This is a genomic window from Brevibacterium sp. GP-SGM9, assembly GCF_047300845.1.
In the GTDB taxonomy this organism is placed as follows: domain Bacteria; phylum Actinomycetota; class Actinomycetes; order Actinomycetales; family Brevibacteriaceae; genus Brevibacterium.
This window is the reverse complement of sequence record NZ_CP178563.1, coordinates 1,812,501-1,824,422: the sequence shown is the minus strand read 5'-3', so window position 1 is coordinate 1,824,422 and position 11,922 is coordinate 1,812,501. Positions and strand designations below refer to the sequence as shown.

The window sequence follows — 11,922 nt, the reverse complement described above, 5'->3', positions numbered from 1 at the left end:
ATGATCCTCCGTGGACAAGGACAACCCAACCGACGCCAAGCGCTGACTGGACTCGGCAGAGGACTGCTGGGCCTCGGGGCGCTCGGCGTTTCCGGGGCGGCGCTCGGCGGTTGCGCGAGCGATCAGCCAAGCGACCTGGCTGGGGCGAAGAAGGCAGGGAAGAGCCCAATCACCGTCGGGTCCAAAGGGTTCGCCGAAAGCTGGATCACCGGTGAACTCTACGCCCAAGGCCTGAGCAACCTCGGCTACACCGTGGACCTGAAGACGAACGTCGGCTCCAGCGACATCATCAAAACGGCTCTGCTGTCAGGCCAGATCGACCTCTACCCGGAATACACCGGCGTCATGGTGGTGACCTTCATGGGCGAAGACAGGCTGATGGACTCCGCGCAGGAGACCTTCGACCTCGCACAGACCTGGGCCGATGACAACAACGTCACGATGTTGCGGGCCACCCCGTTCGAGAACAAGAACGCCGTTGCCGTGCGCCAGGAATTCGCCGATAAGCACAAGCTCCAGTCCATGTCGGATCTCGCCAAGATCGGGGACTTCACCTACTCGACCTACCCCGACAACGTCACCGGCGCACAGGGGTACGAAGGCATCGTCGACACCTACGGTCTGGGGAACATGAAGCTCAGGACCCTGAGCATCGGGTTGAACTACCAAGCCATCGAACGCGGTGAGATCGACGCAGCCGATGTCTTCACCACCGACCCGCAGCTGCTGCGCAGCGATCTTGTCGTCCTCGACGACGACAAGAAGCTCTTCGGCTTCCAGAACGTCGTCCCCCTCATCCGGGACGATGCCTTCGCCGGACTCGATGAAGACGCGACGGAGTTCCTGGACGAACTGCAATCACTGCTCACCTTAGAAGCGATCCAGGCGATGAACGAGGCCTCCGCCATCAACCGCCTCGACCCGGCGAACGTGGCGGAGATGTTCCTCGACGAGAACGGACTGATCTGACATGACCCAGCACTCCACCGGCACATCGATCACCTTCGACCGAGCCACAAAAACCTACCCCGGAGCGGCCGCGCCCGCCCTCGATGCCCTCGACCTCGAAGTCGAGGCCGGCGAACTCGTCTGCCTCGTCGGGCCCTCCGGCGGCGGCAAAACCACCGCCCTGCAGCTGGTCAACCGCCTCGTCGACCTCAGCAGCGGCGACATCCGCATCGGCGACCGGTCGATCACCGACCTGTCGGCCATCGAACTGCGCCGGACCATCGGCTACGCAATCCAGCAGTCCGGTCTCTTCCCGCACTACACGGTCGCTGAGAACATCGCCACCGTCCCCACCATCCTCGGCTGGTACAAGGCGAAGATCCGCGCCCGCACAGCTGAACTGCTCGAGCTGGTTGGACTCAGCCCCATCGAGACATGGCTGCCGCGCTACCCGGCTCAACTCTCCGGGGGACAGCAGCAGCGGGTGGGCATCGCCCGAGCGCTCGCCGCCGACCCGCCGGTGATGCTCATGGACGAACCCTTCGGCGCTCTCGACCCGATCACCAGGGTGGCGGTTCAGGATGAGTTCCTCGCCATCCACCGTGCGGTGGGCAAGACGACACTGTTCGTCACCCACGACATCGACGAGGCGATCAAGATGGCCGACCGGATCGCCATCCTCAAACCCGGCGGCAAACTCGCCCAGTTCGACACCCCCACGAAGGTGCTCTCGGAACCGGCCGATGATTTCGTCGCCGAGTTCCTCGGCGCCGAACGTGGCCTCAAGCGCCTCGCGTTGACGACCGTCGGTGAGATCGTCACCAGCACCGGTGACCAGGCTGGGACCGCTGCTGCCATCAACACGGCAAACTGGCCCGTCGTCGAGGCATCGCTGACTCTGCGCGAAGCGCTGTCCCTCGTCTCCGCCGCCCGAGCGGACGGGGCCATCGTCCACGCCGGCGGCAGCCGCCTCGGCGAGGTGAGCCTGCACGATCTCATCGCACCTCCGGCGCCCGATGAGGACCGAGAAGGCGTGAGAGCATGAACGATTTCGCCCCCGCAGGCGATCCCGTCATTCCCGACTATGGGCAGGTTTCGGACTGTGTGATCAACAACGGGGCCTTCTGCACCGACTGGTTCCTCAGTCAGTGGTCGACAGTGTTCTGGCCCCCGCTGCTCAGCCATATCGTCATGGTCGCCATCGCTGTGGCGACCGGCTTCGTCATCGCCTTCTGTGCCGGGCTGATCGCGTACCGGAAGAAATGGTTGGCCGGGCCGATCGGCATGGCCGCGACGTTCCTCTACACCCTGCCGCCGCTCGCGCTCTTCCAACTGCTCGTGCCCTTCACCGGGTTGAGCCTGCTGACCGTGGAGATCGCACTCGTATGCTTCACCCTCGTCATCATCTTCCAGGCGGTCCTCGTCGGCCTGGCCGGAGTTCCCGAGGACGTCAAGCGGGCGGCGACAGGCATGGGGCTCGACCGGAACCAGCTCCTGTTCAAAGTCGAACTTCCCATGGCCCTGCCCTCGATCGTCTCGGGCCTGCGCATCGCCACTGTGCTCACCGTGAGCATTGCCACGATCGCGGCCTTCGTCGTCGATGACGGCCTCGGTTCCCCGATCATCAAAGCAGTCTCCTCACCGTTCAACACGCAGTTCGTCGGAGCCGGTGCCCTGGCGGTGCTGCTGGCCTTTGCCCTCGACGGACTGCTCGTGCTGCTGGGCAGATCGCTCACCCCCTGGACGAAGGCGAGGAGCTGATGGACGTCGTATTCGGGGCCTTCCCTTTCATGATCAACAACCTCGGGCTGCTGCTGGCCTCGACCGGAGATCACCTGGTCATCAGCCTCATCCCGCTGCTCGCAGCCATCGTCACCGGAGTGCCCATCGGGGTGTGGCTCGGTCACATCCACCGCGGAGAGTTCCTCGCCGTGAGTGTGACGAACATCGGCCGTGCCCTGCCGAGCCTCGCCCTCATCGCGATCCTCATCGGCTTCGTCGGCATCGGCATGCTCAACGCCGTCATCGCCCTGTTCTTGCTCGCATTCCCGCCGATCCTCAGCTATGCCTTCCAGGCGGTGAACTCCATCGACCGTGACCTCACACGTGCAGCCCGAGGGATGGGCATGTCACCGCTGCAGGTGCTGCTCAAGGTCGAAATGCCCTTGGGGCTGCCGATGATCATCGCCGGCATCCGGACCTCTGCCGTGCTGACCGTGAGTTCAGCGACCATCGCCACGATCGCCGGCAGCGGGGGACTGGGCGATGTCATCCTCAACCAGGTCGCCTACGGGATGGAAGGAGTCGTTGCCGGCGCCATCTGGGTGGCTGTGCTCGCCATCCTCGTTGATCAGGTATTCGCCCTGCTGCTGCGCATCGCCGCTCCGACCGGGGTGAAACGACTTCAGGCCGCAGCCGCCGCCTGAAGTAAGCCGCCAATTCTGCTCCACGACACAGAAAACCACAACCGAGTAAGAGGACAGTGTGAAAAAGAGTCTCATCGCAGGAAGCCTCGCCGCCACGACGGCGATCGTCATGACCGGCTGCACGCCGCCGGGAGGCGGAGACGCCTCGTCGAACGGTGCGGGATCCGTGCTCAACATCGGATGGAACGAAGCCTTCCGCTCGATGAATAATATGACGATGGATGGCAATGCCGTGGCCAACACCATCGTCGCCTATATGAGCAACGACAATTTCAAGTATTACGACGACAACCTCGAACTCCACGACGGCGCCCTGGGGGAAGTCGAGAAGATCTCCGAGGATCCACTCAAGGTCAAGTACACGTTCAGCGACGACGCGAACTGGTCAGACGGAAGTCCGGTCGACGCCGCAGATCTCGCTCTGACATGGGCGGCACGATCGGGGCACTTCAACACGGTCGATGACAACCGAGACGATGACGGCACCCTGCAGGATAACCCCGACGGCACGGTCTACTTCGACTCCTCGGCCGTAGGAGCCCCTCTGATCGAGGACTTCCCGGAGATCAGCGAAGACGGCAGATCTCTGACGTTCACATATTCGAAGCCCTTCGCCGATTGGGAGACCGAGTTCGGACTCGGAGCCTACGGCTCGGGAGTGCCTGCGCACATCGTGGCCAAGAAAGCACTGGGCACCACGGATCCGCAGGCAGGCAAGGACGCAATCCTCACGGCGATCGAGTCCAAGGATACGGCTGCCCTGACGAAGATCTCGAACTCCTGGAACACAGGTTTCGACTTCACCTCAATGCCTGAGGATGACGACCTGCTCGTCCACAGCGGGCCCTATAAGATCACTGACTTCGAGGAAGGGCAGTACCTGACGCTGTCCCGCGACGACGACTACACGGGGCCGGTCGAACCCAAGGTCGACACCGTGACGATCCGCTACAACGGTGACCCGATGGCCATGGTCCAGGCGATCGAGAACGGCGAGGTCGACTTGACCCAGCCGCAGTCAACGGCCGATGTCCTCTCCGCCTCGGAGAAGCTTGATAACGTCTCGATCCTGCCCGGTGAGGAAGCGACCTTCGAACACGTCGACCTCACCTTCGACAACAATGGGCCCTTCGACCCGGCCAGCTACGGCGGAGACGAGGACTCGGCGCTCGCAGTCCGGCAAGCATTCCTCAAGACACTGCCGCGCCAGGAGATCGTCGACCGTCTCATCACACCCCTCAACCAGGACGCAGAGGTTCGTGATTCATTCAATCAGGCTCCTGACTCGCCGCTCTATGACGACATCGTCGCCGAATCCGGCATCTCGGTCTATGACGATGTCGATATCGCAGGAGCGAAGAAGCTGCTGGACGGAGCCGGCGCCGAGGCACCGACCGTGCGGTTCCTCTACGACAATACGAATTCCCGGCGATCCCAGCTGTTCGCGCTGATCAAGGAATCAGCAGAGAAAGCCGGATTTAAGGTCGAAGACGCGGGCGACGTGAATTGGGGCAGCCGCCTCGGCGACGGAACCTACGATGCCTCGCTGTTCGGGTGGGCACTGACTACGACCGGGGTCACGGAGTCGGACTCCTACTATCGCAAGGGCGCTCTGAACAATTACAGCGGCTACGACAACACGGATCTGACGAAGACGCTCGATGAGATGCGTGTGACCATCGACCCGGACAAGCAGGCTACCTTGGCTGGGAAGGTCGAGAAGCAACTCATCGATGATGCCTTCGGACTCCCACTGTTTCAGCATCCGTCCCTGACGATCTCCGGGGACAAGGTCTCGAACGTGTCGACGACGACGCTCGATCCGCTGATGTTCTGGAACTACTGGAAATGGGAGACCAAGTAGGACCCCGGCTCGCCGTCGCTCAGGTGTGCCCTTGCAGGCCCGGGCGCTCGGCGGGTCAGCTGCGTTGCCAGTCGGGCACGTTGCAGGCGTGCGACCGCCCCGGTGGAGCTCAGTGCTGCAGCGCCCGGCGGAGCGGATCGAGTCCGATGGACCCGAGTCCCAGCGCACGAGAGTGGAACTCTTTGAGATTGAATCCCGCGCCCGCAGCGGCGCGGGATTCGTCACGAATTTCCTCCCACAGGCGCTGGCCGATCTTGTAGCTCGGAGCCTGTCCTGGCCAGCCGAGATACCGGTCGAGTTCAAAGGCGAGGAACGTCCGATCCATTGCGACGTTGCGAGTGAGGAAGTCCCACGCCTTTTCGCGGTCCCAGATGCCTCCGCCGAGGTGCGCGGGAGCTCTGAGGCCGAGGTGGAAGCCGATGTCGACGATCACCCGTGAGGTTCGCAGACGCTGAGAGTCGAGCATCCCCAGGTAGTCGGCCGGATCCTCGAGGAACCCGAGTTCGGCCATGAGCCGTTCGGCGTAGAGAGCCCAGCCCTCACCATGGCCGGAGACCCAGCAGATGTGGCGACGCCACTTGTTCAACGAGTCCGCCAGATAGGATGCCTGGCCCATCTGAAGGTGGTGGCCCGGTACGCCTTCGTGATAGACGGTTGTCTTCTCCTGCCAGGTCGCGAACTCGGTCACCCCTTCCGGCACCGACCACCACATCCGTCCCGGCCGCGTGAAGTCCTCGCTGGGTTGCGAATAGTAGATGGCGCCGGTGGCCGAGGGCGCAATCATGCACTCGATCGTCTGCAGCGGCTGAGGGATGTCGAAATGGGACTTGACGAGCTCGGTGATCGCCTCGTCAGCGACCGCCTGCATCCACTCCTGCAGGGCTTGCTTTCCGTGGAGGGCCCGCTGAGGGTCGCGGTCGAGGAGCCGCATGGCTTCGAAGAGGTCGACACCTGGGTGGAGGCTGTTCGCGACTCGTTTCTGTTCTGTGTCGATCGAGTCGAGTTCAGCAAGGGCCCACTCGTAGGTCTCCTCGAGATCGACCCGCGCGCCGAGGAACTCGCGCGAGAGGAGCTCGTAGTCCTCTCGTCCGCACGCTTCGTCCTTCGAGGCGTGTTCGGCCAGTTCGCTGCGAAGGAAATCTGCGAGGCTTTTGAAGGCTTCTGCGGCGGATTCCGCGTGAGCTGCCAGTTCGCGGGCGAGGGTGTCCGAGACCGCACATGCTGACTGAGAGGCAAGAGAGGTGAACCGGTTGTCGGCTTCACCGAGTGCTGCCGACTGCGCGGCGACGCGCTCGATCTGCGGGCGTGCAGGCACTCGGCCGAGGTGGTCCCGTGCAAAACGAAGGGATTCCCGGTAGCCGGCAATCGAGTCCGGAAGCGCTGCCATCGTCGCAGCGACGGTCTCCCAGCCGCCCACGGTGTCGGTGGGAATCAGGTCGAAGATGTCACGCATCTGCTGCACGGGGGATTCGATGACATTGAGAACCGTGTGTTGCAGACCGGCCTCGAATAGGTCCGTGGCGGTGCCGAAGCGCTCGCGCATCGCGTCAATGGTCACACGGTCGGTCTCGTCAAGTGAACCGGACTCGTGGCCGCGGGCTTCTGCGGCGGCGATGTCTCTGAGAGTACGCGAGCGAAGATCGTCTGCAGCCTGGAGCCCCGCGGGGGAGTAGTCATTGAAGCCGTGAGGGTTCTCGGTGCCGAGGAAGAGCGAGATCGACGGTGAGAGGACGGACACTTCATCGAAGTAGCTATCGGCGATGGCGTCAATGGACGATGGTTCTCTGCGGGAAGTCATGGCCAGACTCTAACCGTTCGATGGCGTGTCCACCGTGCTGCCCGCAATCCGACACTCGCGCCGGCTTGACCTAATCTTCGGGTTGCGGCGTATCCTCATGCGCTGCGATGGTGGTCAGCCATTCGACGAGAAGCTGAGTCTGGGTTCTGCCGAGGATCTCGGGTCGGGATGCGGCAATTTCCACTGCGCTAGTCAGTGGAGAGGCCGGCCGCTCCGCGGTGCCGGTGATGGCCGCGATCGTGCCCTCGCGCACCGCTGCCGAGAGTGCAGGATCCGGTTGGGCGAGGATGATCTGGCGCAGGGTGACTCCGATGTTGGTGACGAGCACATGCGCTGCAGCCTGCTCCGGCCGGACCACGAGTCTGCCCTGATCGGCTGCCCGATCAGCGAGACCGCGGAGAATCTCACTCGGCCGTGACTGCGCGGCCGGCGAGTAGCCGGGCTGAACCTTCCCGTACATCAGGGTGTAGAAGCCCGGATTGGCCAGGCCGAAGGCGACGTGGGCGTCCCAACCGGCTCGGATGTCCTGAATCGGATCGCCGGATGATTCCATTGCCGACTTCTCGCCCAGATAGAGATCGAAACCATGGGCGACGACCGCATCGATGAGTCCCTGCTTGGAGCCGAAGAAGTGATACAGCGTCGGCATCTTCACCCCAGCGGCGTCGCAGACGGAGCGCAACGAGAAGTCTTCGCCCGGAGAGGCCGCGATGAGATCGGCGGCCGACGAGATCAATCGTTCCCGTGTATCGCTTGTCGATGATTCCGGCATGATGCTATATTAACTCATGTATCGCAAAGATACGTTTATATATCATTGATACGAATGGAGCGGAAACATGGAGCACACACTCTCAGGGAAGAACGTCCTCATCGTCGGCGGTGCAAAGAACCTCGGAGGACTGATCGCCCGTCAGTCTGCGGCTGCCGGGGCCAATGTCGCGATCCACTACAACTCCGAGACCAGTCGCGGCGACGCTGAGGAGACACTCGCGGCAGTCGAGGCGGCCGGAGCCAAGGGGGCGGTGTTCCACGGAGACTTGACGGTGCCCGCCAACGTGTCACAGCTGTTCACCGACGCCGAGGCGGCACTCGGCACGATCGACGTCGCCGTGAACACGGCAGGCAAGGTGCTGCGCAAACCGATCGTCGAGACGACCGAAGCCGAGTACGATTCGATGTTCGACATCAACTCCAAAGCGGCCTACTTCTTCATCCAGGAGGCCGGGAAGCGCCTTGCCGACGGCGGCAAGATCATCACGATCGTCACCGCACTGCTCGCTGCGTTCACCGACGGCTATTCCACCTATGCCGGAGGCAAGTCGCCCGTGGAGCACTTCACCCGTGCGGCGGCGAAGGAATTCGCCGACCGTGGCATCTCTGTCACCGCGGTCGCTCCGGGCCCGATGGACACCCCGTTCTTCTACGGCCAGGAGACGCCCGAGCGCGTCGAGTTCCACAAGTCCCAGGCGATGGGCAACCAACTCACGAAGATCGAGGACATCGCTCCGATCGTTGAGTTCCTTGCGACAGGCGGTTGGTGGATCACAGGACAGACCATCTTCGCCAACGGCGGCTACACTACTCGCTGAAGGGAGCACAGAGATGACCGACCACACGATTCCCGAACCGATAGCCTCACTGCTTGAGCACATCAACGCCCACGACGAGCAGGCATTCCTCGACGCCTTCACCGACGACGGGGTCGTCGACGATTGGGGTCGTACCTTCACCGGACGTGAACAGATCAAAGCGTGGAGCGACGAGGAATTCATCGGCTCCCGCGGCACACTCGCCGTCGAAGAAGTCGAGGTCGCCGGCAGCACAGTGACTGTCGTCGGCGACTGGCGCTCCAACCACGCCAACGGCCGCTCGACGTTCGTCTTCGAGATCGCAGATGGCCGACTTGCTCAGATGATCATCCGCGAAGGCTGACCGGTCGTCCCCGCCCGAGCCGCCGCCGGTGAGTCGGAGGCGGCTCGGCGCTGTCCTCACCATCCGTTCATCCATCCCTGCACGAGGTTCACCACATGACAACAGCCCCCTTGGCTCGGGCGGGCCACCGCCGCTCCGAGGTCGGGCCGGTCGAACTCTTCTTCGACCTGGTCTACGTCTTCGCCATCATTCAGATCTCCCACCTGCTCATCGAGCATCTCTCATGGATCGGTGCCGCACAGACGGTGATCGTCTTCGCGGCCGTGTGGTGGGGCTGGAACTACACGGCCTGGGCGATGAACTGGCTCGACCCGACCCGGACACCTGTTCAGCTTCTCTCCGGAGTGCTCATGCTCTCCGCTCTCGGCATGGCCATCGCCATCCCGACCGCATTCGCGGACGGGGCATGGCTGTTCGTCGGCTGCTACCTGTTCATGGGAATCCTGCGGCCGGTGTTCATGATGATCGCCTACCGCGGCCAGCAGCTGGCCGCGAACTACCGCATGCTCCTCCTGTGGACGCTCATCGCCGGGGTGCTGTGGGTAGCCGGTGCCGCATTCGACGACGAGTGGCGACTCCTGCTCTGGCTGATCGCAGTGGTCGTCGACTACGCGGCGCCCTTGGCCCACTACCGGATCCCCGGCATCGGAGCTGCACCGATGCACACCTGGGACACCGATGCTGAGCATCTGGCCGAGCGCAATCGCCTCGTGTTCATCATCGCGCTGGGCGAGTCGGTGCTGCTGATGGGCGGATCGATCGTCGAGCACGGCCAGCTTTCAGGGTCGCTTGCTATCAGTGCGCTGGTCGGCTTCGCCTCACTCTTCGTTCTGTGGTGGAACTACTTCGCCCTCGCCGGACCCGATACCTCCGGCGGGGACTCCTCCACCGGTGCGCTGCGTTCGGCATATGCGTATGCGCACGCGTTCATGGTCCTCGGCGCGATCCTCGTCGCCGTCTCCATCGAACTCCGACTGACCCACGATCACCTCACACCGGCGAGCATTCTGGTCACAACGGTGGGGCCGCTGGTCTACCTGATCGGCAACGTCCTCTTCCTGCAGTCCCGATTCGGCAGTTTGGCGCGCTCGCGCTTCATCGCCATGGGAGTCCTCGGCCTCATCACCGTGGGTGCCCTGCTCTCTGTGCACCGCCTTCCGGTGATGGTGCTCAGCCTCGCCGTCCTCGCAGTCACCGCGACGTTGGCAGTGCTTACCGCACGACGCAGGTAGGTGGTGCGGCAGGCGCGGTCGGCCCAGGCAGATCCGAAGTCGAAGCAGTTCTGCTCGCGTGCCGAGTGTGATATCACGGATCTATTGCTGTGCACGGGTGCCGAAGTCCTCTCGGGCCGATCGCGAAGGGAACGATGTCATGAACGGTGCGGAAAGCCTCCTCGAGACACTCACGGGCAACGGGATCGAGGTCTGCTTCGCAAATCCAGGCACGTCGGAGATGCATTTCGTCGCTGCGCTCGACCGGCAACCGGGAATCCGTGGAGTGCTGGGACTCTTCGAAGGAGTCGTCACCGGTGCCGCCGATGGCTACTCGCGGATGCTCGACGCACCCGCAGCGACCCTCCTGCATCTGGGGCCCGGGGCGGCCAACGGGCTGTCGAACCTCCACAACGCGCTGCGGGCGAGATCCTCGATCGTCAACATCATCGGTGACCACGCGGGCTATCACCGAGGCCTCGATGCTCCTCTGACCTCAGATATCGAAGGTGCGCTGCGCCCTTTCAGCGATTGGGTTCGGACGTCCCCCTCAGCGAACACGATCGCCACCGATGCCGCCGACGCCATCGGCTACAGTCTGCCGGGCAGAATCAGCTCGCTCATCCTCCCCGCCGACACAGCCTGGAACACCGCTGATGCCTACACCGGGCCGGTCAGCGCACCGCCGTCGACGGCACTGACCATCGACGAGAACGTCGTCGACGCCGCTGCCGACCGCCTCCGAACGCAAGGCCCAAGAACCGCGATCCTGTTGGGCGGCCGTGCCCTGCGCTCCGAGCAGCTCGACGTCGCCGCCCGCATCGCGGCCGCAACAGGGGCAAGCTTGCTGGCGGAGACCTTCGCCCCGCGCACCGAGCGCGGGGCCGGCCGGGTCACGCTCACGAAGATCCCCTATCCTGTCGAACCCTCAGTCGAGGTGCTTCGGCACTTCGACTCGGTCGTCCTCATCGACGCGAAGCCGCCCGTGGCTTTCTTCGCCTACCCCGACAAGCCCAGCGTCCTCACCCGACCGGGCACCGCCTTCTATCCGCTCAGCCCCATCGGCGCGGACTCCGCGAAGGCCCTCGAGGCGTTGGCCGACAGCCTCGGAACAGGTCCGGACACGGCCGCGGTATCCGAAGCGATCTACCCGAGCGAGCGAGCCGAGTTCGCCCCGGCCGCCGTGCCCAGCGGCACGATCACGGTGTCGAGCCTCGCCACCTGGCTGTCCGGGGCGATTCCGGAGAACTCCATCGTCGTCGACGAATCGATCACCACGGGGCGGGAATTCTACCCTCGGACCGCGCACTCCCACCCCCACGACTACCTCGGCGGGACCGGCGGGTCGATCGGCTGGGCACTTCCTGTCGGCGCCGGTGTGTCGATCGCGAGCCCGGATCGCAAGGTCATCGTCCTCGAATCCGACGGCTCAGGGATGTACATGCCGCAAGCGCTGTGGACCTACGCCCGGGAAGAGCTCGACATCGTCGTGCTCATCTTCTCCAACCGGAAGTACCAGATCCTGCGCAACGAGATGTCCAACGTCGGCGTCCCCGACTTCGGTCCGAAGGCACAGTCCCTTCTCGATCTCGACAATCCGAACATCGACTGGGTCTGTCTGTCCCGAGGCTTGGGCGTCCCTGCCGCCCAAGTCGACACGATCGAGAAGCTCGACCGTGCCTTCCACGCGGCCCTGGCCGACCCGGGGCCGCAGCTGATCGACGTCCTGGTGTGAGGTGA

Annotated in this window: 11 protein-coding genes; 9 read left to right on the top strand and 2 right to left on the bottom strand. The window is 63.7% G+C overall.

Annotated features, from left to right (window positions below; translation table 11 throughout):
- Genes ACH82I_RS08310 through ACH82I_RS08290 form a run of 5 tightly spaced genes read left to right on the top strand, consistent with a single transcriptional unit; the run spans nt 1 to nt 5,238 of the window.
- Nucleotides 1-969, top strand: coding sequence for a glycine betaine ABC transporter substrate-binding protein (locus tag ACH82I_RS08310; RefSeq protein WP_413336611.1), 969 nt, complete (start codon nt 1-3; stop codon nt 967-969).
- Between the two features lies 1 nt (nt 970).
- Entirely contained in the window at nt 971-1,993 is a 1,023-nt protein-coding gene (locus tag ACH82I_RS08305) for an ABC transporter ATP-binding protein (protein ID WP_413336610.1), read from the top strand.
- A complete protein-coding gene (locus ACH82I_RS08300) occupies nt 1,990-2,709 on the top strand; it encodes an ABC transporter permease (protein WP_413336609.1) in 720 nt (239 codons plus the stop codon). The genes ACH82I_RS08305 and ACH82I_RS08300 overlap by 4 nt, the downstream gene beginning before the upstream one ends.
- The gene (locus ACH82I_RS08295; RefSeq protein WP_413336608.1) at nt 2,709-3,374 is read left to right on the top strand and encodes an ABC transporter permease; all 666 of its coding nucleotides are present in this window, start codon (nt 2,709-2,711) and stop codon (nt 3,372-3,374) included. Before ACH82I_RS08300 ends, ACH82I_RS08295 begins: the two co-directional genes overlap by 1 nt.
- Before the next feature lie 58 nt (nt 3,375-3,432).
- Nucleotides 3,433-5,238, top strand: a complete 1,806-nt coding sequence (locus ACH82I_RS08290; protein ID WP_413336607.1) for an ABC transporter family substrate-binding protein — start codon at nt 3,433-3,435, stop codon at nt 5,236-5,238.
- A 109-nt stretch (nt 5,239-5,347) separates the two neighbouring features.
- Here the strand turns inward: ACH82I_RS08290 and ACH82I_RS08285 are convergent, their stop codons facing one another.
- On the bottom strand, nt 5,348-7,036 hold the full coding sequence (locus ACH82I_RS08285; RefSeq protein WP_413336606.1) for a DUF885 domain-containing protein: 1,689 nt from the start codon (nt 7,034-7,036) through the stop codon (nt 5,348-5,350).
- Between the two features lie 70 nt (nt 7,037-7,106).
- The gene (locus ACH82I_RS08280; protein ID WP_413336605.1) at nt 7,107-7,808 is read right to left on the bottom strand and encodes a TetR/AcrR family transcriptional regulator; all 702 of its coding nucleotides are present in this window, start codon (nt 7,806-7,808) and stop codon (nt 7,107-7,109) included.
- A gap of 67 nt (nt 7,809-7,875) precedes the next feature.
- On the opposite strand from ACH82I_RS08280, the gene ACH82I_RS08275 reads away from it, so the two are divergent.
- From ACH82I_RS08275 to ACH82I_RS08260, 4 genes are all read left to right on the top strand, one after another.
- Entirely contained in the window at nt 7,876-8,628 is a 753-nt protein-coding gene (locus tag ACH82I_RS08275; protein WP_413336604.1) for an SDR family oxidoreductase, read from the top strand.
- Between the two features lie 13 nt (nt 8,629-8,641).
- On the top strand, nt 8,642-8,971 hold the full coding sequence (locus ACH82I_RS08270) for a nuclear transport factor 2 family protein (RefSeq protein WP_413336603.1): 330 nt from the start codon (nt 8,642-8,644) through the stop codon (nt 8,969-8,971).
- A gap of 95 nt (nt 8,972-9,066) precedes the next feature.
- Entirely contained in the window at nt 9,067-10,203 is a 1,137-nt protein-coding gene (locus tag ACH82I_RS08265; RefSeq protein WP_413336602.1) for a low temperature requirement protein A, read from the top strand.
- 139 nt (nt 10,204-10,342) lie between these two features.
- A complete protein-coding gene (locus ACH82I_RS08260; RefSeq protein WP_413336601.1) occupies nt 10,343-11,917 on the top strand; it encodes an acetolactate synthase large subunit in 1,575 nt (524 codons plus the stop codon).
- Nucleotides 11,918-11,922 lie beyond the last annotated feature (5 nt).